The organism is Oligosphaera ethanolica (genome assembly GCF_030814695.1).
Taxonomy (GTDB): domain Bacteria; phylum Verrucomicrobiota; class Lentisphaeria; order Oligosphaerales; family Oligosphaeraceae; genus Oligosphaera; species Oligosphaera ethanolica.
On the sequence record NZ_JAUSVL010000001.1, the window covers coordinates 1,667,917 to 1,692,740 of the forward strand.

At 61.1% G+C, this 24,824-nt stretch carries 20 protein-coding genes and 1 pseudogene; 9 read left to right on the forward strand and 12 right to left on the reverse strand.

Features of this window, described 5'->3' with window-relative positions; genetic code table 11:
* Positions 1-263 precede the first annotated feature (263 nt).
* From J3R75_RS05545 to J3R75_RS05565, 5 genes are all read right to left on the reverse strand, one after another.
* Positions 264-2,882, reverse strand: coding sequence for a carbohydrate binding domain-containing protein (locus tag J3R75_RS05545; protein WP_307260379.1), 2,619 nt, complete (start codon positions 2,880-2,882; stop codon positions 264-266).
* 233 nt (positions 2,883-3,115) lie between these two features.
* The gene (locus J3R75_RS05550) at positions 3,116-3,394 is read right to left on the reverse strand and encodes a hypothetical protein (protein WP_307260380.1); all 279 of its coding nucleotides are present in this window, start codon (positions 3,392-3,394) and stop codon (positions 3,116-3,118) included.
* A 27-nt stretch (positions 3,395-3,421) separates the two neighbouring features.
* The gene (locus tag J3R75_RS05555) at positions 3,422-3,547 is read right to left on the reverse strand and encodes a hypothetical protein (protein ID WP_307260381.1); all 126 of its coding nucleotides are present in this window, start codon (positions 3,545-3,547) and stop codon (positions 3,422-3,424) included.
* Positions 3,548-3,837: 290 nt separating this feature from the next.
* Positions 3,838-4,020: a hypothetical protein gene (locus J3R75_RS05560; protein WP_307260382.1), complete on the reverse strand. Its 183-nt coding sequence runs from the start codon at positions 4,018-4,020 to the stop codon at positions 3,838-3,840.
* On the reverse strand, positions 4,017-4,142 hold the full coding sequence (locus J3R75_RS05565; protein WP_307260384.1) for a hypothetical protein: 126 nt from the start codon (positions 4,140-4,142) through the stop codon (positions 4,017-4,019). The genes J3R75_RS05560 and J3R75_RS05565 overlap by 4 nt, the downstream gene beginning before the upstream one ends.
* A 604-nt stretch (positions 4,143-4,746) precedes the next feature.
* On the opposite strand from J3R75_RS05565, the gene J3R75_RS05570 reads away from it, so the two are divergent.
* The 4 genes from J3R75_RS05570 (at position 4,747) to J3R75_RS05585 (ending at position 8,473) form a co-directional block, all read left to right on the forward strand.
* Complete coding sequence (locus tag J3R75_RS05570; RefSeq protein WP_307259701.1) at positions 4,747-5,883, forward strand: IS110 family RNA-guided transposase; 1,137 nt, start codon at positions 4,747-4,749, stop codon at positions 5,881-5,883.
* A 138-nt stretch (positions 5,884-6,021) separates the two neighbouring features.
* Positions 6,022-6,291 carry a hypothetical protein gene (locus tag J3R75_RS05575; protein ID WP_307260385.1) on the forward strand — a complete coding sequence of 90 codons (270 nt, stop codon included), beginning with the start codon at positions 6,022-6,024 and terminating at the stop codon, positions 6,289-6,291.
* A 35-nt stretch (positions 6,292-6,326) separates the two neighbouring features.
* Positions 6,327-7,208: an amidohydrolase family protein gene (locus J3R75_RS05580; protein ID WP_307260386.1), complete on the forward strand. Its 882-nt coding sequence runs from the start codon at positions 6,327-6,329 to the stop codon at positions 7,206-7,208.
* Between the two features lie 20 nt (positions 7,209-7,228).
* On the forward strand, positions 7,229-8,473 hold the full coding sequence (locus J3R75_RS05585; RefSeq protein ID WP_307260387.1) for a DegT/DnrJ/EryC1/StrS family aminotransferase: 1,245 nt from the start codon (positions 7,229-7,231) through the stop codon (positions 8,471-8,473).
* On the opposite strand, the gene J3R75_RS05590 is transcribed toward J3R75_RS05585, so the two are convergent.
* The 3 genes and pseudogenes from J3R75_RS05590 to J3R75_RS19830 all read right to left on the reverse strand — a co-directional run.
* Positions 8,454-9,260 (reverse strand): hypothetical protein, encoded by an 807-nt coding sequence (locus tag J3R75_RS05590; RefSeq protein WP_307260389.1) that lies wholly within the window; start codon positions 9,258-9,260, stop codon positions 8,454-8,456. The genes J3R75_RS05585 and J3R75_RS05590 overlap by 20 nt on opposite strands.
* Before the next feature lie 341 nt (positions 9,261-9,601).
* Positions 9,602-9,853 carry a hypothetical protein gene (locus J3R75_RS05595; protein WP_307259863.1) on the reverse strand — a complete coding sequence of 84 codons (252 nt, stop codon included), beginning with the start codon at positions 9,851-9,853 and terminating at the stop codon, positions 9,602-9,604.
* A 109-nt stretch (positions 9,854-9,962) separates the two neighbouring features.
* Positions 9,963-10,154: pseudogene (locus J3R75_RS19830) on the reverse strand (DUF6788 family protein); the annotation flags it as partial.
* Positions 10,155-10,323: 169 nt separating this feature from the next.
* Here J3R75_RS19830 and J3R75_RS05600 point away from each other — a divergent pair.
* From J3R75_RS05600 to J3R75_RS05610, 3 genes are read left to right on the forward strand one after another with little or no spacing between them, the layout of a single operon-like run.
* Positions 10,324-11,205, forward strand: coding sequence for an amidohydrolase family protein (locus J3R75_RS05600; RefSeq protein ID WP_307260390.1), 882 nt, complete (start codon positions 10,324-10,326; stop codon positions 11,203-11,205).
* A gap of 18 nt (positions 11,206-11,223) precedes the next feature.
* On the forward strand, positions 11,224-12,072 hold the full coding sequence (locus tag J3R75_RS05605; protein ID WP_307260391.1) for a M55 family metallopeptidase: 849 nt from the start codon (positions 11,224-11,226) through the stop codon (positions 12,070-12,072).
* 28 nt (positions 12,073-12,100) lie between these two features.
* A complete protein-coding gene (locus J3R75_RS05610; RefSeq protein WP_307260393.1) occupies positions 12,101-13,426 on the forward strand; it encodes a DegT/DnrJ/EryC1/StrS family aminotransferase in 1,326 nt (441 codons plus the stop codon).
* Here the strand turns inward: J3R75_RS05610 and J3R75_RS05615 are convergent.
* Positions 13,423-14,781 carry a glycoside hydrolase family 140 protein gene (locus J3R75_RS05615; RefSeq protein WP_307260395.1) on the reverse strand — a complete coding sequence of 453 codons (1,359 nt, stop codon included), beginning with the start codon at positions 14,779-14,781 and terminating at the stop codon, positions 13,423-13,425. The two genes, J3R75_RS05610 and J3R75_RS05615, sit on opposite strands and share 4 nt — an antisense overlap.
* A 521-nt stretch (positions 14,782-15,302) precedes the next feature.
* On the opposite strand from J3R75_RS05615, the gene J3R75_RS05620 reads away from it, so the two are divergent.
* On the forward strand, positions 15,303-16,022 hold the full coding sequence (locus tag J3R75_RS05620; RefSeq protein WP_307260396.1) for a DUF1559 family PulG-like putative transporter: 720 nt from the start codon (positions 15,303-15,305) through the stop codon (positions 16,020-16,022).
* Between the two features lie 277 nt (positions 16,023-16,299).
* On the opposite strand, the gene J3R75_RS05625 is transcribed toward J3R75_RS05620, so the two are convergent.
* From J3R75_RS05625 to J3R75_RS05635, 3 genes are all read right to left on the reverse strand, one after another.
* Complete coding sequence (locus J3R75_RS05625; RefSeq protein ID WP_307260397.1) at positions 16,300-17,343, reverse strand: Gfo/Idh/MocA family protein; 1,044 nt, start codon at positions 17,341-17,343, stop codon at positions 16,300-16,302.
* Between the two features lie 57 nt (positions 17,344-17,400).
* Positions 17,401-18,672: a DegT/DnrJ/EryC1/StrS family aminotransferase gene (locus J3R75_RS05630; protein WP_307260398.1), complete on the reverse strand. Its 1,272-nt coding sequence runs from the start codon at positions 18,670-18,672 to the stop codon at positions 17,401-17,403.
* Between the two features lie 217 nt (positions 18,673-18,889).
* The gene (locus J3R75_RS05635; protein ID WP_307260400.1) at positions 18,890-20,425 is read right to left on the reverse strand and encodes a glycoside hydrolase family 5 protein; all 1,536 of its coding nucleotides are present in this window, start codon (positions 20,423-20,425) and stop codon (positions 18,890-18,892) included.
* A gap of 981 nt (positions 20,426-21,406) precedes the next feature.
* Here J3R75_RS05635 and J3R75_RS05640 point away from each other — a divergent pair.
* Complete coding sequence (locus J3R75_RS05640; protein ID WP_307260401.1) at positions 21,407-24,544, forward strand: FG-GAP repeat domain-containing protein; 3,138 nt, start codon at positions 21,407-21,409, stop codon at positions 24,542-24,544.
* Positions 24,545-24,824 lie beyond the last annotated feature (280 nt).

Sequence of the window (24,824 nt, forward strand, 5' to 3'; positions counted from 1 at the left end):
GGAGGGGAAGGGCTGTCAGCCCTTCCCCTCCCCCCGCGCCCCCCTCTCTATCCCATCTCAGGCGGCGTGTCTTGCCGCTGCGCGGCAAGACACGCCGCCGATAGGTAGGAGCGAGAGCACGAAGGTGTGGTCTCACGCGAAAGCCAGAAACCCGGCGTTCCGTGGCCGCACGCTTGCGTGCGGCGAGCGAGAAGACGCATGTAGGCCGGCGTTCCGTGGCCGCACGCTTGCGTGCGGCATTAGAAAGGCGCTATGCCGCGTGCTCAGTCTTTTTCGAAGAGGTACCAGACGGTCTCGTGTTCAGGGGCGCTGTTGAGGGCGTTGCCCTGCATGGGCACTTTCGCCATAACCTGGCCCTTGCCGCTGAGGGTACTCGCGCGCCAGCCGCTGCCGGGGAGGGTAATGGTCAGGGGCACGGGCTCAGCCATGGTCGGGCCTTCGCTCCACTTGGGTCCGATGGTCGTGCGCTTTTCATCCCACTGCTGGTATTTATTTTCGACGCGGGACACGGCGGTAAGCAGCACCCGCCGGGATGCGGCGATGGGCTTTTCGTCCAAGGCGACCAGCGCGATATTCGCGTAATTGCGGTGGGTGCCGGTCTTGACGCTCAGGGCGACATCGCCGATGGTGAAATCCCGCCCGCCGACATAGCCGATGAGCAGTCGCGCGGCCGGCGCGTTCACCTGCAGGAATTCCTCGCCGTCGTTACGGCGGTCGAAGAGAATCTCGCCCGTGTCACTAACGATGTGCGACGCGTCCTTGCCGCTGCTGCCGACGATGCTGCTTTCGGCCGCGCCTTCCACCAGGCGGCTGCTGACGCGGCGGCGCCAAACATCGGAGTTCTCGCCTGCGAGCCGACCGAAAATCCGTTTCAGGTCATACCACGGATTGGCGATAAACTCGCCGGCCAGTTCGGCGTCGGCCCAGCGCAATTCGAGCGGCTCTTTGGCTTCCTTGACCAGCCCCTGGCGGTAAAGCAGTGCCATGGCGGGCACGAAGGCCATCTGGCCGGCATGGCCGGTGGTGGCGTAGTGGCTGCGGATGCGGTCGTGGCCGTGCTTGTTGTCCTGAAAATTATACCACGAGTACTCGGCGAAGCCCGACCAGCCCTGGTAAGCCGCCATCAACGCCAGCAACGGGAAGTTCTCCGACGCGTGGTCATTGGGTGGATTGACGTCGAACTCGGTCATCACAAAGGGCATGCCCGGCACCCGCCAGAGTGCGGCATTTTCAAATCTGCCAAAGGCCTTGGCGACCAGCGACTCGTTGTGCACGCGATGGATGCGCCGGCCCTGTTCGTCGGTGGCGACAGACGGATGACAGGGGTAGTTGTGCATATCAATGAGATCGCTGTGGCGGCTCTCCCGCAGGTAGCCCGCTAGGCCGCCGTAGCTGGCCTGGCTACAATGGACCATGCCCGGGTAGCCGAGTTCGTCCTTGAGCACTCGGCGCATGGTCTGGACGTATTCGCCCTCGGCGTCAATAAGAAACGTGAGAAAGTCGAGGGTACGCGGCACGCAGGCGCTGTCGCCAACCAGCGGCACATTGGCCGCTTCGAGAGTCTCGCCATCATACAGGCCTTTGACAGCGTAGGTGCCTTCGCGCAGCGATACGTCGGCAATCTCAAAAGTCGCCAGCTGGTTATTGGCGGAGAAATTCAGGCGGAGGGGAATGGCGTCGGGATTGTCGATGGTGCTATTCAGGCTGTATTCGCGCCAGGTGTTGCCGATGAGAAAGGTGGCGCTGCCGCCGGCGTCCTTCCACGGATCGCGTTGCATCATCATACGAATGGCGAGTTTTTTGGGCGTGGCGTCAGTGCAGCGGGCCTTGAAGGTCAGTGCGTACTTCTTGCCATGCTCCACCGGGAGGTTGCTGTTGTAGAACTGCAGATGCCAGTCGGCGCCGCCCTGCTTGGTGACCGTCCAGCGCAGGTAGCGGTCCAACTCGGCGTCTTCGACGACTGCGGCCGTGGCCTCGCCGGGCTTGACGTGTTCAAAATGCCAGACGTCAGTGCCCTGGCTGAAATCGCCATTGGGGAGGAGTGCGGGGCCGAGCTCGCCTTGAGTTTCGCTGTTCCATGCCTGGCGCAGCTTGTCAGTCGTGCCGTATTTCTTGACGAGCCAATGGTTCCAGCGTTCCTGGATGGGCTTGCTGAATTCCTCCGGCAGAGCGGCCAGGCGGGTCCAGATGGAAAACACCGTGTTTTCGTTGTTGATTTCGATGATGGCGATGGCCGGGTCTTCCGCATAGGTCAAGCCGGTGTAGGGATTGCGGTGGCCAATGAGGTCGCGCGCATAGCGCTTCTGCGACTCAATGTAGGGCTCGTGGATGAAGTCAATGCCCTTGCCGAAGCGGTGCGTGCCCTCGGGCATATTCGGGTAGGGCCGGCACACGTGCAGATTGATATCGACGTAAATGCCATTTTCCTTCAGGTTGGCGATCAGCCAGTCGAACTGATCGAGCTTCTCGGGATTGAGCGTCTGCATATCGGCATTAAGAATGCCCGCCGGCGCCTTGGCAAAATCAAAATAATGCAGGCGGATGAAGTTGATGCCGAACTGCTTCAGACGGCGGGCGACCTGCGGCGCGTCCTCTTTCGGCGGCATGGGATGATAGTCGCAGATGTTTGTGCCGTAGAGCCGCACAGTCTGACCGCGACCGTCTACCACGCGCTCGCCATCAGCCCGCAAATAACCATGAGCCCCAGCCGGCTGGGGATTGAGATGGGACAGATCAATGGGCGTGCCGGCCGTCTCGTCGTCAGCCACATCCGTGATGACAAACGTGAACCAGCTGTCGCGATAGGCATCCTGAGCAGAAGCCAGACAGCCAAGAAGAGTGGCGAGAAGAAACGCGCAACGGGCAAAACGCCAGTGGATCATTATGCACCTCAACTGAAAAAGGAAATCGAAACGGTTTCGGGACGAAATAGCAAGCAGAAACTGTAAGCGCGCAGTACCGCAATGTCAATGGCGAAAGTAATACGCGCAGGATGAGATTACGCCCCGTGGTAATCGCTCAGCCATCAATTCCGTGTGGTCCCCAGCTCGAGCAACCCCCGTTTCGCGCGCGCGACTTTATAGGATGGGGGCCCCCTTCGGTGGGGGGGCTGATTTCAAGAACCGCAGGAAAAATAGCCAAAAATTCGCCCTCTGACAAGCAAAAAAACACTGAATAACAGCAAATTGTGGGTCAAGATGATTTCAGCTGCCTTGTTCGTGTGATTTGGGTATTCATCGTTGTGAGTTCCGACGAGCCGATCTCGGCGCTTTGCTGCCCACTTCTTCGCAGCTGTGAGCGAAAAGCCGCCATCGTCATGTCCCACTCGGATGTAAGTGGGCGGCGCCGGCGAAAACGGCGTAACAATGGCTCCTATGAAACCGATGCTCTGCATTTAACGGTATCCATGGCACTTGTTGTTTCAACCAAGCAGCCTTTTCTCGTCGTGCATTTCCGCCGCGAAGCGGCAGAAGCGCTGAAAGCGCGAAATATGATAGCCCAGGGCAAGCGGCGCCGAAGGCGCGCGCCGCCCTGGGTAGCGCGCCATATTGGTCCGTGTTCCTCAGCCTCTTTGACTTCAGTCGGCGAAGCTGACTGGAGCCAAAGAGGCAATGGAACTCATTGATTGCTGCGACAATTTTGCGCTGTGACCCTTCGTCGCAGGTCTTTTAGGCCGCCCCTTCAGGGCTCTTTTGGGATGGGGCACCTTACCCAGGGCGACGCGCCCTGCGGGCGCTTGCCCTGGGCTATCTTAGGGCGCACCTTCGGTGCTCAAAACCTCGGCGAATGATCTTGTGCATGGTTACCAATCAACTCATCGCCGGCGCTTCCCGCATGCTAGGTGAAGAGCATTGCCCCTATGAAATCCGCGGCCTGGTTAGCCACCCATGGGTAATGGCTGGGCGGCGACTGGCCGTGGGTTTCCGGCAACTTGTCCCCGGTGTTTTCCCCACCGGGGTGGTTACTCCTATGAAACCGCTGCTCGTCATTTAACGGTATCCATGGCACTTGTTGTTTCAACCAAGCAGCCTTTTCTCGTCGTGCATTTCCGCCGCGAAGCGGCAGAAGCGCTGAAAGCGCGAAACATACCAGCCCAGGGCAAGCGGCGCCGAAGGCGCGCGCCGCCCTGGGTAGCGCGCCATATTGGTCCGTGTTCCTCGGCCTCTTTGGCTTCTGTCGGCGAAGCTGACTGAAGCCAAAGAGGCAATGGAACTCATTGATTGCGGCGGCAATTTTGCGCTGTGACCCTTCGTCGCAGGTCTTTTAGGCCGCCCCTTGTATAGTGGCGTCATTGACACCTGTGTGTCGATAGCCACTGCGATTTTCCCCGTAATTCTCTTGGGAGAACCAAGTAACAAGGAGCGGCAAATGGCTACGTATAAGTATCAAAGAGGTTATCCACGAGGCGCCCTATGCATAGTCTCTATGCGTCCTGAAGGTTGTGGTACCTCTTTCTTTTTTCCGGTGTATGTTGTCTTCTCTTCTCTTCTCTTCTCTTCTGTTCCGCCTTTGGAGTCGTGTTATCAGGCGCTTTTTTGTGTTTCGCACACAAAAAAGCACGGCCGTGCCTGCCTGTGGCCCATGAGTAACTATTCAGTTCCTCAGCCTGAAGATTAGGCGGCACGACCGTTACCGTGCAGTGCAATAATGGCCGTATTCACCATCTTTGGGGAAACTCCCCGCATAGACAAGGTTGGCCTTGCACGCACACTTCCAACACTATAGCAGCAAGCGGAGAAGTAAGCCATGCTTAGCGAACATATAATCTGGGTCGGTCTTGATGTCGGCAAAAAAGATACCGTCTGCGCCATAGACTGGCTTGACGATAACCAGGAATTGAACAGGAACAAGGGGTTGACCTCCCTGGCGGTCAAGCACATCACCAACACGCGTGAAGGCGTGAAAGATTTCTTCACCTGGTTGAAGGCGAATCGAAAGCATATTGAGGAACGGTTGCATCCGCAGCGCAAGGTTGTGTACCGGCTGGTGATGGAATCGACGGGATGTTATTCATACCGTCTGATCAAACAGTTAAAGGCGGCGAAGCCCGATAGTTATATTGCGCTCATCAATCCAGCCAAAGTGCCTGCCTTCAAGAAGTTCAACGATATCGAAAGCAAGACGGACAAGCTGGACGCCCAATGCCTGGCGAGGTTGGGTACCACGCAAAAGCCGGACGCCATGTATGAAATGCCGGCAGACTACGCGGGGCTCAAGCGTTTAACCAGAATGAATGCCAGTTTGACCAAAATAAGCACGATACTCAAGAATCAGCTGACGAACCTGGATGATCCGGGCGAACGTCAGATCTTTCAAAATCTTTTGAAGAGCGTGGAAGAACAACTGGACTGTCTCGTGGTGAAAATAAGGGAATACCTGCGGAGCCACGCCGCCCTGCAGGAACGCGTCACCAAGCTGGATTCGATTCCCGGGATAGGAATGATCATAGCGGCTACTCTCATCGCCGAATACGGGCCGGAAGACCGTTTCCAAAACATCCGGCAGGTCGTGAGCTTTGCCGGCATGAACCCGAAGAACAAGTGTTCCGGCACGTCTGTGAAATCCACCCGCTTGTCCAAGCAAGGAGCGCCGGTCATTAGGCAGATGCTCTACATGGCCACCCTCACCGCCCAGGCGAGAATACCCATCTTGGATGCATTGTCCAAGCGTTTGACGAATCTTACCCCCATGCAGAAGCGCTGCGCCGTCATGCGCAAGTTGCTGATGATCTGCTGGTCGGTGCTATGCGGCACGGAAAATTACATGGAGTATCAGCCTTCAAGCAAGAAGTTGGTTCCCTATGAAGCACCGGCAGCAACCAAACGTCGGATTAAGCGGGAAAGAAAAAAAAGGAGTTTTTCACCCGAAAATGACGCTGATTGAGTTGACAAAAGCATACCATCTTCAGGGCTCTTTTGGGATGGGGCACCTTACCCAGGGCGACGCGCCCTGCGGGCGCTTGCCCTGGGCTATCTTAGGGCGCGCCTTCGGTGCTCAAAACCTCGGCGAATGATCTTGTGCATGGTTACCAAACAACTCATCGCCGGCGCTTGCCGCATGCTATGTGAAGAGCATTGCCCCTATGAAATCCGCGGCCTGGTTAGCCACCCATGGGTAATGGCTGGGCGGCGACTGGCCGTGGGTTTCCGGCAACTTGTCCCCGGTGTTTTCCCCACCGGGGTGGTTACTGACCGATTACGATCGATTGTAGTCGGCCCGTGGTGCTCAATTCAACATATGGGCGTTGATTTCCGCTGTTGCCGTAATACACTCTTTGTATTCATGGCGTAGGCACGCGTGATTCATCCTTCAACGGAGGCTTGGCGATGGCGGTCATTGACGCACACAACCACCCAGACTGGCACGGCCACGACCTGGAGCGTTTTTTGGCGAACATGGACGCCAATGGCATTGATCGTTGCTGGTTGTTGAGTTGGGAATGTCCGGCGCACGAATACAGTCCGCATTATCAGCAGGTGCTGCCGGCGGCACTGCTGGGCAGCACGACAGGGCCGGTTCCCTTTACGCGTTGCCTGAGCTATGTCGAGCGCTGCCCGGAGCGCTTTGTGCTGGGCTATTGTCCCGACCCCCGGCGACCAGACGCCTGCGCGGCCCTGCGCGCCGCGCACGACATCTACGGCGCGCGAGTCTGCGGCGAACTCAAATGCCGCATGCTCTACGACAATCCCGACGCGCTGCTACTGTTCCGCTGCGCGGGCGACCTGGGCATGCCGGTGACCTTCCACCTCGAATACAATCGCCGACAGAGCCACGGCGACCCGTGGACCGAATGGTGGGGCGGCGGCATCGACAACATTGAGCGCGTCCTGCAAGCCTGCCCGAATACCAATTTCCTCGGCCACGCACCGGGTTTCTGGCTGCATATCTCCAATGACGATCTCTATCAGCGCGTCAACTACCCACCGGCCGACGCACCGGTGGTGCCTGGCGGGCGTCTTGAGCTGCTCATGCGCAAGTACTCCAATCTCCACTGCGACATATCCGCCGGCTCGGGCTTTCTCGCCCTCAACCGCGACCACGATTACACCCGGCGCTTTTTGGCGGAATTTCAGGACCGCGTGCTCTTCGCCAGAGACTACTTCGATTCCCGGCACGCCGACCTCATCCGAACGCTGGCACTGCCCGCTGCCGTCAGCGCCAAGATTCTTGGCGGCAATGCCGAACGGCTACTTGCAGATACGCATTGATCAGAGGAGGGAAATCAGCCATGCCCATCACCACCTGGACTTTTCCGGCCCGCCACAGCCTCGGCGAGGAAGAAAAAGCCGCGTTGCTGCATCTTTGCGATCAAGCCATCGCCAGTGGCAACACGCCAGGCTATAACGGCCCCGAAGAGGACGCCTTCGGCAAGGAGTTCGCGGCGCTGCTTGGCGGCGGCTATGCCGACGGCGTCAACTCGGGCACCAACGCGCTATACGTGGTCCTGCGCGCGCTGAACCTGCCGGCCTATTCCGAGGTCGCAGTGAGCGCCGTCACCGACCCGGGCGGCATGATGCCCATCGCCGCCCTAAGCTGCATACCCGTGCCGGTGGACAGCATGCCCGGCTCGTACAACATCGGCCCAAACCAGCTCGAAGAGCGCATCAGCACACGCACTCGCGCGGTGGTCGTCGCCCACATCGGCGGCGAAGCCGCGCCCATGCCGGCCATCATGGCCGTCGCCCGAAAACACGGCCTGCCGGTGATTGAGGACTGCTCGCAGACGCCCTTGGCGAGCGTCGCCGGCCAGCCCGTCGGTACCTTCGGCGTGGCTGCGGCCTTCTCGCTCATGTTTGGCAAACTCGCCTGCACCGGCGGCCAGGGCGGCGTGGTCTACACCCGCGACGAAGACCTGTACTGGCGCATCCGCCGCGCCGCCGACCGCGGCAAGCCCTTCAATCGCCCGCCCGGCGCCAACAACGAATTGGTCGCGCTCAACTGCAATTTGGACGAATTTCACGCCGCCATCGGCCGCGTGCAGCTCAGGAAGCTGGCGGACATCGCCCACCGCCGCCAGGCCGTGGTGGCGATGTTCCGCGAACGCGGCTTGGGCGACTTGCGCGCGGTGGCGATCCCGCTGGACGCGTCGTCAGACAGCTGCTACTGGTTCTGGCGCCTGCGTTTCCGGCAGGAGTCCATGCCCTGCCGCAAGGCCGAGTTCTGCGCGGCGCTGGCCAAGCGCGGCCTGCCCATCAATCCCGAGTACAGCGGCGCATTACCGGCCCGGCAGGACTGGTACCGCTTCCGCGCCAAAAGCCACCCGTGGAGTTCCGCGCCAGGCATGGCTTATGCCGATCGCGACTACCCGACGCCCAATGCCGACGCGGCCATCGCCAGCCATTTCAATTTCATGATCAACGAGGCCTTCACCGCCGAGGACGCCGATCAGGCCATAGCGATCTTCCGCGAGGCCGAGCACGAGTTCGGGTGCAATTCCCAAAAGTGGGTAACGCCTATGCAGCCAGGCCATTGAGTAAATCGGCGTAGAACATGCTCCAGTTGTTGGTTTTAAGCTGACACCTCAGGTGGAGTGCCGCCTCCGCGTTCTCCTGCTTCCAGAACATGCCCGCACCTTTGATTCTCAGGTTCACGATTCTGCGCACGGCGCTTTCAATCGCTCCTGAGCCAATCGGCTGCTTCTCTCTGCTGAGCTTGGCATAGTCAATTGCCGACATGTTGGTTTTGAAATACGCATATTCTCGCCTGATGACCGCGTTGCCACGCCGTCTTGATTTGGCCAGTTCAGCCAGGAACACTGCGGGAGGAGCCTTCTTGAGCAGTTTTTTCATGTTGTCGAGCCACGCGCGCTTCTCGATCAGGCTTGCAAACGTCTTAGCCTCCGCGACGCTTGCAAGATGCTCGACCGCGTGGTAGTAGTCAAGGCACGTTGACACGCGCGCCCTGTCGATGCCGACTTCTTCGATAATCTGGTCAATCCTGTTCCATATCCATTTTGCGCCGTCGCCCAGGAACGTGATTGATTTCGCGTTCTGCGCGCCCATCGCCCTGAGCTCCGCTACCAGCAGCCGAGTGATGTCCTCCGGGCCGCCGATGGTGCCGTCGCAGCGTTCAAGTCCCTTGCGCATTTTCCGGCCCTCGGCGTCCAGTTCGTAGATGATGAACAGCTTCGGTTCACGCCAGTCGGCGACATAGGTATGATAGCCCTTGGCGGTCTTGCGCCCGCGCTTGTTCGTGCGTATGAGGACGCGTCCCCCGTCCATGGCGACCGCGAGTCTTTTTCCCTCGGCCTCGTTGCTCACACGAAGACAAGCGAGCCGTCGTTCCCTCGCTTTCAGGGAAGCATGACCGACAGCCCGGCTGATCGTGCCGACGCGCTTGGCCGAAATGTCCCGGCCCCGTAAGCGCAACGCATTGGACGCCTCTTCGTAGGAGTCTCGCAGCCCTTCCAGCGTGACATCCTCGCACAAAGCAGGCGAAGCGCCGGCAAGGACGCCTAACAAAAGCAAAGCGGGAAACCTGCCTGTGCCCGCCACGCCGCGTCTACCCGTGCCGCGCTTGCGCCCGCGACGCTTCTCTTTTACGGGCAGATAGTAGGCCCCGGTAATCGAGGTATACTTCCCATGCTTGAGCTGAATGCTGGTCAGCCTTTGCCCGTGGTACCGGAGTTTTTTTTAGCGGGCCTTTCTATTCGGACGTCTCCCACCGTCTTTTGCAGCACCTCCGCCACGATGTCGTCCATCGCCTGTCCCAACAGGCGATCCGGTGTGTTTTCCGCTTCCTTGAAGGTCTTCGCCGACGGGCTCCGGTTGAATGTTTTCAGCGCCTGGACGATCTCGGCTTTGCGTTCGAGAAGCTTTTTTTCCACCAGGGCGTTCAGTTCTTCGTCCGTCATTCCCATTTTCCTTGATCTCCTTGATGTTGAGTTCAGTCAGTTCCTCGATGATTGCCCATGCGCGCTCATACATGGCCACGGCACGCTCAAACGCTTTTTCCTCGGACGGCTTCACATACTGGATCTTGTTTTTCGAACCAGCTGAAGACCGCGACAGGTAGCAGAACGGATGCTGCTTGCCTTTCGCGCATTCGCATTGTGCGCGCCCGCACTTGCGCGTCGTATGGACAATCGATCCGCGCACCAGACCACACAGCTTCACCAGTTCCTTTGCCAAATCGCGTTGCTTTTCCATCGCCATCGTCGCAACTCCTTTAATATATGCGGTTTAGCATACCATACAACGACAACAAAAAAAGCAAGTCGAGTACTTGCAAAAAAAATGGGGGGGGTAATGTTTACCCCATCGCGCAATGACCCACTTTTGGGAATTGCACCCCACGAGTTCTGTCAGTAAGGAGCAAGCAGTCATGTTCATCGATATCCACGTCCACACGCGTCGCCACAAGGGCTTTCCGCGGCTTGCCGACCAGCAGACCTACGCGTCGCCGCAGGAGCTCGTCGCCGCCTATGACCGCATCGGCATTGAGCGCGGCGTTATTCTGCCGGGCGCGTCGCCCGAATGCTGCACCCAGCCGCAGAGCAACGAAGAAGTGCTGGAGATCGCCGCCAACCACCCCGGGCGCTTCATCCCTTTCTGCAACATTGATCCCCGCGCGCTGAGCAATTCGCCGTACGCCCCTTTGGAGCGCATGCTCTGCTACTACCGCGACCTCGGCTGCAAAGGCATCGGCGAAGTCACGGCGAACCTGCGCATCATCGACCCGCTGGTGCAGAATCTCTTCCGCGGCGCAGAAATCGCCGGCATACCGCTGACCTTCCATCTCTCACCCTACGTCGGCTATTCCTACGGCTTGGTGGACGAAGCCGGCTTACCCGGCCTGGAAGAATCCCTCAAGCGCTTCCCCAAACTCAAATTCTTCGGCCATTCACAGGCTTTCTGGGCCGAGATGGGCGCCCGACCGACGCTCAGCGAGCGCATGAACTACCCGAAAGGGCCCGTCCAGGAAGGGCGCGTGCCGCAACTCATGCGGCAATACCCGAATCTCTACGGCGATCTCTCCGCCCACAGCGGCGCCAACTCCCTGATCCGCGACCGCGACTACGCCGTGCGCTTCCTCACCGAATTCCAAGACCGCCTTTTCTTCGGCACGGACATTTGCCAGCCGACCATGCCCACCCTCCGGACTCTCGCGGATTTCCTCCTCGACCTGCGCCAACAGGGCGACCTCGCCGAAGAGGTCTTCCAGAAAATCGCCCGTGACAATGCTATTCGCGTCCTCGGCCTCTGAACAAGAAAAGTGCCCGCTATGAAGATCAATGTCATGACCGATCTCGAAGGCGTCAGCGGCGTCAATGGCGCCAGCGACAACATCGGCAACAAGATTGTCAATCTGCCCATTGCCCTGGCCATGCTGGTGGGCGAAGTCAACGCCCTCGCCCAGGGGCTGGTCAAGGGCGGCGCGAGCGAAGTCGTCGTCGCCGATGGCCATGGCGGCGGCAACAACCTCGACATCGGCCAGTTGCACCCAGCCGTCACCCTAGTCAACATCATGGGCATTCTCGCCCCGATCGGCAACGGCATGGACAGTAGCTGCGCGGCCGCTATCCAGATCGGCGCGCACGCCATGGCCGGCGTCGCCGACGGCTATCTCAACCACAGCTACAACAGCCACGGCATCGTCGCCATGGCGCTCAATGGCGAGCCCATTGGCGAGATCGGCATCGGCATCCTCAAAGCCGCGTATTTCGGCGTGCCGACCATTCTCATCGCCGGCGACGAAGCGGCCTGCCGCGAGGCGCGGGCCTTTGTGGGCGGGCGGCCATTGACCACGGTGGTGACCAAGACCGGCCTCGCGCGCTACAGCGCCGTCAACCGCCACCCCACGGCCGTGCGCGCCGAACTGAGCGCCGCCGCCGAGCAGGCGCTACGCGATCTCCCGCGCTACCAGGCCATGCCCATGCTAGGGCAGTTTTCCCTCGACGTGCGCTACATGGACTGCAATATGGCCGACACGCGGGAGAAGATCGGCGCCGAACGCGTGGACGCCCAGACTGTCCGGCACCGCGGCTGCGATTTTCTCGACGTCTATTCACAATTCCTCGGCTGGGCACCTGGCGTGTACCAGCGCCGTTTTCCCACGACCGCAAAGCAGTGACCGCGTCATACGAGGAGGCACGAACAGCATGAGCACCCTGGCATTACTTGGCGGCAGCCCAGCTGTCAGCAAACACGACGACGGCATCTTCCGCTGGCCCATCATCACCCCGGCCATTGAGGAGGCGGTGCTGTCCTGCCTGCGCGCGGGCAATATGTCCGGCATTGACATCACCCGACGTTTCGAGGCAGCCTACGCGGCATGGAACGGCCGCCAGTACGCGTTGGCGAACAGCAGCGGCACGGCGGCCTTGCACTGCGCCATGTATGGTCTGGGGCTCGGCCCGGGCGACGAAATGATCTGCCCGTCCATCACCTACTGGGCGTCCGCCGTGCAGGCGCTGTCTCTGGGCGCCAGGGTTATTTTCGCCGATGTCGATCCCGACACGCTCTGCCTCGACCCAGAGAGTTTCGCGGCGCGCATTACCCCGCGCACCAAAGTCGTCATGGTCGTACATTATCTCTCTCACCCGGCCGATATGGACGCCATCATGTCCATCGCCCGCAAGCACGGCATCAAGGTGATTGAGGACGTGTCCCACGCGCAGGGCGGCCTCTACCGGGACCGCATGCTCGGCACCTTCGGCGATGTCGCCGCCTTCTCACTCATGACCGGCAAATCCTTCGCCATCGGTGAGGGCGGCATGCTCCTCTGTGACGACGAGGAGATCTTCAAGCGCGCTGTGCGCTTCGCCCACTACGAGCGGCAGCAGGCCGTGCTCGGCAAAGACCTCGATCCCGCCATCGGGCCCATTCCCTGGGGCGGCTACAAATACCGCATTCATCAGCTGTCATCCGCCGTCGGCGTCGAACAGCTCAAAAAATACCCTGGAGAAATCGCCGAGATTGACCGCGCCATGCGCTATTTCACAGACGCCATCGGCAAGCTGCCGGGCATTCGCGCCCACTACCCGCGCGACCCCGGCAGCAGCAAGGCCGGCTGGTACGCGTCTGTCGTCTTCTATGACCGCGACAAGCTCGGCGGGCTATCGCTACCGCGTTTCATAGAGGCGCTGCAGGCCGAGGGCGTGCGCAATGTCCACGCCGGCTGCAATCGGCCGCTGCACCAGTCGAAGCTCTTCTACGACGTGGACATCTACGGGCACGGCCAGCCCACCGCGCGGGTGAACTGGCCGCCGGCGAGCGATCCGCTAGCGCTCACCGGCGATCTGCCGGTGTCGGCGGGCGTCAATGCCCGAGTGATCACCGTGCCGTGGTTCAAGCACTTCCAGCCGGCGATCATCGACCAGTACATTGACGCCTTCCGCAAGGTCACCGCGCAGCACCAGGAACTGCTGGCCGCCGACGCGCAAAGCGAGGTCAGCGGCATCTGGTTCAAACCGGTTAAGGACTAGGGCCGCGCCATGATATACAGCAGCCAGTCCCGTCCGCCATCAAAGGACTCGGGCGGGGTAATGGTCTGCGCACCCCCACCAGCAACTTCACCCTTGGCGACGACCTCGCCACTGCGCGGATTGATGATCTCGAAAGACACCTGCGCGCCCTTGATAAGCGCCAGGTCCAGCGTCGCCCGCTGCCCTTCTGGCAGATAGACCAGCGCCTGCGTGCGCTCGGGATTCCAGCAGGCCTGCGCCGGAAACACCGACTGTTTTTCGGGCTTGACAATCAGCTCACCGGCGGGCTCGCGCCGCCAGAGGTTCTTATCGCGCAGCAGCGCGGTGGCGATCTTGAGCTGTGAGCTTCCCGGCAAGGCCAGCGCTTCCTGCCAAGTCAGGCGCGGGCCATTCACCGGCGCCCGGCCCCGGTCGTAGAACTGCCAGATCGGATGCGCGCCGTAGGTATAGCCCGCCCCGCCGCTGCAGATCGTCACATAGAGTTCCCTGCGGACGTCGTGCTGGTCGAGCCAGCCGTCGTCCCCCTTGCGGAAGTGATTGGGGTGCGCCTCGTAAGCCGGCTCGCCGTTGACCACGGGCCGCGTCGGCGTCAGCGACCAATCCTTGGCCAGCAGGCGCACTATGGTGTCGCCGCGGCCGTGGCCGGACTGTATCATGTTGAAATCCAGCCATGACGCGTCCTGCACGAAGCTTGATGAACTTTGGCCGCCGGACGGGTGGTAGCTGATCAGATGCGCGCCGCCATCGCCTTCGCGCAGGCCCGCAGCCATGGCGTGGATGATGTCGCGTTGCGCATCGCTTTCGATATTGCGGTCGCCGCCCATGATCCAGATCACCCCGGCCTCGCGGTAGCGCCGGCCCAGCCAGCGGCCGTAGACACGGGCATTTTCGACCGTGAAGATTTCGGGGCCGACGCCCCAGCGTTTGTTCCATTTGTCGCCCCAAGTCGGCAGCAGGCCGATGTAGAGCCCCATGGCGTTGGCACGGGCGACAGCCCAGTCGACATGCTGCCAGTATGGCTCGTTCGGTCGCAACGGGTCCATCTCCAGCAGCGGGCAGTCGCCCTGGCGATTGGGCACGCGCAAGCCGTCGAGCTCCGCCAGCGCCACGGCCTGAATGACGGTAAAGCCTTTCGCCGCGCGATCCGCAAAATACTGCTCAGTCTCGGCGCGATCCAAGCGATGAAACAACTCCCAGGCAGTGTCGCCCAGGTAGAAAAATGGCTCACCCGCCACCGTGCACAGCCCCCGCTGATCCGCCGTCACTCGCAAGGCCGGCAGACCACCACCCTGGACGCACTGGACACCCACCAGACCAACCAGACTACATAACGCCATACACCGCATGCTGTCCATCGTGAGTACGCTCCTTGCTGTGGGGGGATTATTCGAACTGTCTTATTTCGCGGACGGATCGGACTGATCGGACCGATCGGACTGATCAACTGTCTTTTTTCGCGGACCGATCGGACTGATCAACTGTCTTTTTTCGCGGACGGATCGGACTGATCGGACCGATCGGACTGATCAACTGTCTTTTTTCGCGGACGGATCGGACCGATCGGACCGATCGGACGGATCGTCGATTTGATCCGTCCGATCCGTCGGATCCGTCGGATCAAGTCGACGATCAGTCCACGAAGAAGGCTCGTTTAATGTATTTCGCCGGCCGGGCAGTACACAATGGCCGCAAAGGAATTTTGTCAACGTGTCCCTTCCATAAAACCGCGTGGCTGTCCAGCGACTGCAATCACTACTTGCGCAAATTTGCTTTTGCATGAATTCGGCAGTACAATTTTTCATGCCGATTGCACCGTAAAGCACACCTTGTTTTTATCATCCCATATAGCCACGGAAACAGTAACAAGGAGGCAGCCATGTCCAGCACACGTCACATCATTCGTTTCACGCTGATTGAGCTCCTGGTGGTGATTGCGATCATTGCGATCTTGGCCGCAATGTTATTGCCGGCCTTGAGCAAGGCGCGGGAGAAAGCGCGGGCCATTGCCTGCGTGTCGAATCTCAAGCAGTTCGGCCTCTGCCTCACCCAGTACATGGACGATTATGACGGCGTGACGCCCCATGGCATGTATGCGATCACGGCCACAAAATACTGGTATAACTATCTCGGTGAATACTGCGGGGGCTATTCCGCCGAGAACAAGATGTTCCGTTGTCCGAGCAAAGGCGAGTACACGCGCGGCTACGGTTGCAATGGCTACGTCATGCCGTGGAATGCCGCCGCCGGCGGTACCTGCTACACCATGTCTCGCTACCGCACGCCGTCTTACACGTCGGCACTCATGGATGCCGCAAACCTCAGCTCCGAGGGCACCGGCAACATCAACCCCGAGACGTGGATTGCAATACAGACCGGGCCGTCGTCCTACCAGGCGACCATGCCCGGCGGCACCAACTACACCGTCACTGACCAGTGGAACAACCAGCTGCGCCGCCCCGTCCCCCGCCACAATGGCAACGTCAATACCCTCATGCTCGACGGCCATGTCGAATCCCTCAACTGGCGCCAATTCTTCGGGCCACTGCCAGCCGGTTGGCCGTCACAGCACAACCAAAACCACTGGGATACGTATTGAGCAAGAAACCGGGCGGACACGCAGGGCCGCCCCTACCCCACGCATTCTTTATCGCCGCACGCACGCGTGCGGCCACTGAACGACGGCCTTCGCGTGAGACAACGCCTTCGCGCCTTTCCACCGGCGGCGTGAATTGCCGCGCAGCGGCAAGACACGACGCCATAATCTGCCTTGATTTTCCTTAATCTGCGTAATCTGCGGATAAAAAAGCCTTCTTCGCGCCTTCGCGCCTTCGCGTGAGAAAAAAAAAAGCCATGGGCGGACACGCAGGTCCGCCCTACTTGATGACGTGCACGCAGCCGTCCTTAGCCGAGGTGTAGGCCGCCTCAGTGATCTTCATGATGCGGATGGCGTTGTCGCCGTTGTTGACCTGCGGCGGCCGCTTGTTGAGGATGCAGTCGGCAAAGGCCGCGCATTCGGCCGTATAGGGATTGAGCTCCGCGAATGGCACTGGCGCGAAGCTGCGCGCGACATCCTTGGTCTGCGCGGCGTCATAGCCGCCGGCGCCGATGCCGAAAATGCCCTCGACGGTGCCGCCCTGGCTTTGGCCGATGGTCCCTTCCGCGAAGATACTGCCTTGCGAACCATAGATTTCCAGGCGGGTGCGGGACGCCTCGTCAGGAATGCAGAAGAAGGCATCGACGGTGCCGTGAGCGCCACCGGCGAATTCGAGCAGCGTGGTCGAAGAGTCTTCCGACTGGTAGCCCTGAACCTGCCGGCCGGTGAAGGCCACCACGCGGTTGATCGGGCCGGCAAAAAATGCCAGCAGGTCATAGAGGTGGGTCGCCATGTCGATCAGCGCGCCACCACCGCCTTGTGCCGGGTCCTGCCGCCAGGCGCCCGGTATCGGCGGATACCAGCAGGACAGCTGTGCGCGCATATAGACGACCTTGCCGATCTTGCCAGCGGCGATCAGCTGCCGAATGGCCTGGTGCGCGCCGTGGAAGGTCATCATGTAGCCCTCCTGCAGGTACACGCCGGCCTTCTTGCAGGCAGCCACCGCCACCGCCGCGTCCGCCGAATTCATCGTCAGCGGCTTTTCGCAGAGGATGTGCTTGCCGCAGGCGGCCGCGGCCATGATCTGCGTCAGGTGGCGATTCACGGGAGTGGCGATGTACACTGCGTCGATCTCGGGATCTGCCAGCAGCGCATTGAGGCTGTTATAGGCGCGCGGCACCTTGAATTCGTCGGCGATCTCCTGCGCATTGACGATGTCCATCACCGCGCGGACCTCAATGTTCTCGGCCTGGAGCATGCCAGGAATGGTGCGGCGGCGGGCGATACCGCCGGCGCCGATAATGCCAAAACGGACTTTTTCCATTGTGCCTCCTTTGCTGACGCAACGCGGGCCGCGCTGTGCGACCCGCCGGGCCAGCGCTTAGCGCGAATAGGCTTTGATGACCTTCACCAGTGCGGCGGCGATCTGTTCCATATCGTCGGCACTGTACGTCGGATACGCGAAGCAGGTAAAGGTGTGTGTTTCATGCCAGCGGGCATTGGGGACCTCGACTTTGCTGTAGTCGACGCTGGCGGCGTCCGTGTATTCCTTGGAATTGAAGGGGAAACCCGTGCGGCCGAAGCCGTTCTGCTTCATGTAGGCCTTTTCGGTGTGGCACTGCGGCCAGAAGACCTTCCAGCAGGGCGCGCCCTCGGCACCGGCGGCTTTGACGAACTGTGCGATGTCGCAGTTCATCTGCTCAATATTCAGCGAGAAAGCCATCACGAACCAGCCATTGCGGCGCTCCGGCGTGTCGATAGGCATATACTTGACCTGCGGTAGATCGCGCAGGGCGTCCATGACGATATGGGCATTGCGGCGGCGGTTGGGCATATTCCAGTCATCCAGACGCTGCAACTCGGCCAGGCCGATGGCGGACTGCAGCTCAGTCATGCGGTAATTCCAGCCCACCCGATTATGGATGTAAGGCAACTTCTGTTCGAGCTCCAGCAGATTCAGCCGTTCCTTGACGTCGTAGCCGTGGTCACGGAAGCTCCGCGCGGCCCAGACGAGGTCTTCGTCATCGGTGGTGACCATGCCGCCTTCGCCGCCGGTAGTGAAGGTCTTGTTCTGGCAGAAACTACAGGCGTTGATATGGCCAAGCGTGCCGGTCTTGCGGCCCTTGTACTCGCCGCCAATAGCCTCGGCGTTGTCCTCAATGATAAACAAATTGTACTTCTTGGCAAAAGCAAACAGCGGGTCCATGTCGCAGACGTTGCCATAGAGATGCACCGGGATGATCGCCTTGGTCCGCGCCGTCACCAGCTTTTCCGCCGAGGCAATGCTGATGCAGTGGTCGTCGAGATTCACGTCCGCAAAACGCGGAATGGCGCCGGCCTGCACCACCGAGAAGCCCGTGGCAATGAAGGTGTAGCTGGGCACGATCACTTCGTCGCCGGGGCCAATGCCCAACGCCGCCATGGCGACATGCAAGGCCGACGTGCCCGAATTGACGCTGATCGCGTATTTGCTGCCCTGCCAGGCCGCAAACTTCTTCTCGAACTCCATGCCCTTCGGGCCCGTCCAATAATTCACTTTGCCGGAGCGCATGACGGCCTCGACAGCCGCAATCGCCTCTTCACTGAATTTCGGCCAGCCAGTCAATTTGTTGGTCACGGTCTTGGGGCCACCATCGATCGCCAATGTCGCCATAGGTCCTTCTCCTTGATTCGTGTTGGAACCACCGGCCGGCGGGCAGCGCCTGAAAACCGCTCCGCCAGTCATTTGCTTTCACTGCCAATAGCAGTCGCAGTCAGCCATACAGTACACAGCACCCGGCCCTTGTGCACACCACCAAAAGCCGCTGCGCGATGATTTTGCGCGCGGCGCTGTGAATTTTTCACATCGACCCGGCGGGGCCGCCGCAGCTTCAGCGCTGATTGTTCTTGAAGCCCTCCAGCAGCACGCGTTTGCGAGGCGTGTCTGCCGTTGCCGGCACGGCTTTATCCACGGTGCCGGTCATTTCCACGCTCCAGATAGGCGATTCACGGAAGGCGTGATAGGTCCAGTCCCAGCCGTATTCTTCAAAGATCGCAATGCAGTCGGCCAAGTAGTGTTCGGCGCCCTCGGCGTAACGCGCGGCCGAGAATTCGCCGATGAGAATGCGCGCGCCGTGTTTGAGCTGGAAATCGCGCACGGGCTGGAGGTGCCGGCGCAGCGCCTCCTTGTCCCAGTTGCGTTCGGGATCGGGGTACTTCAGGCCCACGTTCCGATTGTTCACGCCCTGGTGGGTGTATTCGCCGGGGAAATACATATGCGCCTGGTAGATGACGTCCTTCATGGGTATGGGGCTCAGGTAGGAGAAGGCCGTCGCCGAATCCCACTCGTTTGACTCAATGATGATCGGCGTCTGTGGATCAATGGCGCGAACGACCTTTGCGGCCTCGTGCTGCAGGCTGAGGTAATCGACGGCAAAAGCCACCCCCAACTGCTGCGGCTCGTTGATCAAGTCGTAGCCATAGAGCGCCGGATGGCCCTTCACGGCGGTGGCGAAGCGCCGCCAGACCTCAACGAAGGCGTCGGCGTACTCGCGGTTGTCGAACATGTTCATGCGCCCGTCGAGATTCCGCCCGCCCGGAGCGACGTGCAGGTCCAGAATCACCCGCAACCCGAGTTCGTGGCAGCGATCCAGGCCCTGTTTCGCCTGGGCGATCTTCTCGTCGATCCAGCGGAAATACTCCGGCAGGTCCTGGTTGTCATTGCGCTTGTGCCAGTTGCGGGACATCTGCCAGCGCACGACATTCGCGCCCCACGACGCCAGCACCGGCAGGTCCTTCGCCAGCGTGTTCGGACCAAAATGCGGCGACATCATGCCGCGCCGCACCGGATCCTTGCTGACCCGCTCGCTGTATTCGATGCGATAGTCCTCGGGCACCAGTCGCGGATAGACATTGGCCATATCAATGAGAGTGATAACCACATCCTTGAACCACACCTTGCCACTGCAGTCCTGCAGACCCAGCTGAAACTGGCCACTGCTGGCGCCCTCATCGACCCGAAAGAATCGCGAGGCCTGTTGCCAGTCGCTGCTGCCGTGCTGGCCCGTAGAGTGATTCCAGCTGGTCTTGCCGTCGCCTTTCACGTATGTCAGCATGAATTTCGTGCCATTCCAGCTATCGGCCGGCTGGGTGACATCCTCAAAGCGTATGCGGCAGGTCATATTCAGCCACTTGCCGCGATACTGCTCAATGGGAAAGGGCCTGGACGCAAAATAGGTCCCGGCCTTGCCAGCAGGGATGCTCACTTCCAGCGCACGGACACCAGCGACCTCGACGACTCGGGCCAGGTCGCCAAGCTGCCACTCGGCCATCTCCTCCGGGCTGAACTGGCACCTATAGACCTCCTGCCCCACGGCCAGCGTTCCCACCGCCAACAACAACGTCATCGCACTCGTCAATTTCATCATCGTCTTCTCCCTGTGTTCTTTGGCTGCATCTTCACGGCGTCGCAACTGCTTGCGGACCATCACCCGCATACAGTAGCCCCGGTTTTCCGTTCAGCCACGAAAACGCACCCGTCCCGCCGGCATACATCATGGGACCGCCGCCGTCCCGGCGGCATACATCCTGGGACCGCCGCCGTCCCGGCGCTCCTATCCCGGCCGTGGTGCGGGCGTCTCGCCCGCACCGTCGCATGGGGTCAGCTACTCGCACGACGTTCGAGCGGCTACCCGCAACCGTTCCCCGGCCCCCGTCCCGGCGCTCCTATCCCGGCCGTGGTGCGGGCGTCTCGCCCGCACCGTCGCATGGGGTCAGCTACTCGCACGACGTTCGAGCGGCTACCCGCAACCGTTCCCCGGCCCCCGTCCCGGCGCTCCTATCCCGGCCGTGGTGCGGGCGTCTCGCCCGCACCGTCGCATGGGGTCAGCTACTCGCACGACGTTCGAGCGGCTACCCGCAACCGTTCCCCGGCCCCCGTCCCGGCGCTCCTATCCCGGCCGTGGTGCGGGCGTCTCGCCCGCACCGTCGCATGGGGTCAGCTACTCGCACGACGTTCGAGCGGCTACCCGCAACCGTTCCCCGGTCCGCCGTCCCGGCGGCATTGCCCCCGGGACCGCCGCACTGGGTAGAGCGCCTGTATTGTTCGTCTTCCATTGCCTGCTCGGTCGCGCCCTTGGCAGTGAAAGCACAAGACGGCGAAAAAAATCTGGTGCCAATGACTGAAGCCTTGCACAAATAGGCCGAACGTCATACCATCTGCCCTTTGTCGTTGTCTTCGCCGCAAGTATATTGCATCTCGCTGTTCGCTAGTCCCCGTAAAACCAGAAAACACTGTCGGGGGGATTCCATGGCCAGCAGGACGGCTTCAGCTTCGCCGAAAACGACGCCCGCCGCGCCAAGGAAACGCTGTCTATCACACCCGTCACTGACCTATTCGGAGAACCACCATGACCCGCCGTCGCCTGTGCTTCATCGTCGTGCTCATCGCCGCCGGCGCCATCCACGCCCAACTGGGCCCAAACAGTGTCCAGCCCTACGAGCAACAGCTGGCACAGCCCACCCCACTCGCCCGCGCCCTCAACCGGCGCTACGCCAGACACCTTCCCAGCCTGCGCCAGGAAATTGCCGCCCAACCACGACTCACGCCGCCGCGTCTCACCTGGCTGGACGAACAACTCGCGCCCCTCGCCAAAACCGAACTGGTGGACAGCGGCAGCGCTGCCGGCGCAAGCGGCACCGCTGGCTGCTGCATCGTCATTCGCTGTGCGGGCGACGACATCCAGCCTGGCCAGATCGCCCAGTACACCATCGACTTCATCGTTCTCGAAGAACTCGCCGGCAAATCCCTTGATCGCATGGGCATCACTATCGCCGCCTTACATGACGATGACAGCGGCAACAACGCCGCCGCTAACGCTCCCGCCGCTCTCGTCTGCCAGGTCACGCCGCTCACGCCCGACCGCGTCCGCGTAGCCTGGCCCATCGCCGGCGCCGCACGGCGCTTTCGCATCGACATCGCGCCTGCCAGTGACCATGGTGGCGCCCTGCCCCTGCAGCGCCTCCTCGGCATGGGCGATCAGCTTATGCTCAACGCCCGTGAAACCACCGGCCTACCCGGAAATATCTGGTCGGCCAAATTTGCGCCCATCTTCGGCGATGGCAAACCCGCCCTCATTGCCGGCCGCTGGACGGACTTCGCCCACATCTTCCAGAACCTCGGCGCCCCCGGCCCCTTCAAAACCGCCGAGGCTCATCACTTCCTCGCCAGAGACAGCATGGACGAAGCCATCGGCACCGACGAACACCACGGCCTGGCCTTCTCCGTCGTCGATCCCGCCGATGTCGATGGCGATGGCAAAATCGACCTCTTTCTCTGCCGCTACTACAACACTGCGCCGCTCTTCGCACGCAACATCAGCCAACGCCCTGGTCAACTCGATTTCGCCGATCCCTGCACCGTGGCCGAGCTCCCCCGCGGCTGGCGCTACGCCTACGGCGATCTCGACGGCGATGGCCTCGCCGACGCCGTCGCCATCCAGCTCAAACAAGCCGTCCCGAGCATCATCTTCCGCAAAGGCTTGGGCCTGGACGCCAAGGGCGTCCTCCACTTCGGGCCGGCCAAGCCAATCAAACTCGTCATCCCGGACTCACTGGAAACCGCCCGCGGCAGCAGCGTCTGCACGCCGTCTTTGTCCCTGGACGATCTCAATGGCGACGGACTCCTGGACCTGTCCGTCCTCGTGCCGGTATTCCTCTACGTGTCCTTCAACGAGGGCACGGCCAAGGAATTCGCCTTCAACAAAGCCGAAGTCGTCAAGACCGACGCCGGTGCGCCCATCGAATGCCGGCGCTACTACCCGTTCTTCGCCTGGCATGACATCAACCAAGACGGCACCCACGATCTCTTCCTGCGCTCTGTCCGCGGCGCCCGCCTGGCCAAAGGCAGCGTGCTGAGCGTCGCCGCCACCGAGACACCTCTGCGCTGCCTGGAACGACAGGCGCCGTTGAATTACGCCGGCCTGGCGAACTTCGCCATCACCGATCTCCATAACGACGGCCAGCTCATCTTCTGCCAAATCGCCGCCGCCATGAAACTCGCGCGCTTCAGCTACCAAGACGGCCTCTTCACTCGCCTGGAGCCCATCGCCCTCGAAGCACCCGACGCGCAGCGCTACGGCTGCCCCGACAGCACTGAATACGGCGCCCTCTACGCCCAAATCCGCTGCTTTGACGCCGATGGCGATGGCCGCCTGGACGTCCTCTGCAACACCGAACACAACTGGCGCCTGGGTTACTTCTCACTCTACCGCCAACTCGAAAACGGTCAGTTCGCCCCCGAAGAGCAGCTCGCCCCCAAGCCATGCACGGACTACGCAGACATCGTCAAGACCAAACGTGGCAAGGGCCTGCGCATCACTCCGCGCAGCTCCCTCGACTATCTCTCTTGGGAATGCCGCGACCAGCTCACGCCCGCCGGCGGCGCCATCCGCCTCACTTTCACCCCCAATGACAGCGCCATACCACCCACGGGCCGCGTCTTTTTCAGTAGTGTCTTCTGGGACAGCAAACAGCTCGACGCCAGCGCCCTGCATAATCTCTACTACCAAACCAAAACCCTCGCCGACCTCATGGCAGCCCTGCCCGGCTTCACCCTCGCCCAACTGCCCGACGGCCGACTCTGCTGCCAACTGGGCAGCGAATCCATGACCACCCGCCTGCCCGTCGTCCTCCAACGTGATGCCTTCTACCGCATTGAGCTGACCTGGGATCGCCAAGGTAGCGCCCTGACCGTCAATAACCAGCTGCTCTGCCGCAGCCAGCACTGCCCACCACCCTTCGCCGAGCGCCTCCACCTCGGCTCCTATACATGGATGGCCGTGCAGCATTTCCGCGAATACCCAGACCGCCGCAAGGCACACCCCACCGATTTCAGCTGCCCCGCCGAAGGCGTCTTCACCGAATTCATCTGCGAAGACCCGCTGGGCAAGACCACTTACGCACTGGACCTCAAAAGGGATCTCCAGAGCCTCCCCCCACGCAGTGCCATCGCCTATCGCTGCACACCCGGCGTCACCACCTACAACGGCCAGCCCGCTCTCATCGCCCATTTTGACGATAACCGCCGCACTGAAATGCCCGGCGCCAAAGCACGCCTCCATGTCGTGCCTTTTACCCAAACGCCAGGCCAGGCACCCAAATTTACCGAACCGATTCCCCTCCGGCTCCAGAACGGCAACCCATTCTACGCCCACACCCGCACCGAAGTCGTCCCCGTCGACTGGAATGACGACGGCGCCACCGACATCATCCTCGCCACTGAAAACTACCGCAATAACTACAATATCGGCGTCGAACTCTTCCTCAATGACGGCCAATGGCACTTCACCCGCACCCCCGACCCCGATCTCGCCCGCCTCAACGACCTCATGACCGCGCACCACGATATCAAACTGGCCTTTGCGCCTCTCACCAACGCCGCCGAACCCGATATCGTCACCTGGACCGACCCAGGCATCCGCGCCTACAGCCGAGCCTTCCTCCGACAACTGCCCATCGCTATCCGCGTCGAGCAAATCCGCAAATAGCACCCCGACTGGCCGCGCACCGCCTCACGGCAGGCCGCCGAACCCTCGTAGCCTCACGGCAGGCCGCCGAACCCTCGTAGCCTCGCGGCAGGCCGTGATGCTACTGAAGGCCGCTACTCCACGACACGCCGCTACTCCACGACACGCCGCGGTTCCCTCGTAGCCTCACGGCATGCCGTGAGGCCGCCATGCCGTGAGGCTACATCATTCCCGTAAAATGTACTCCCCGACTCAGCGATATTTTTGCGCCGTAGGCGCTTAACCATGCTTAACCCCAGGC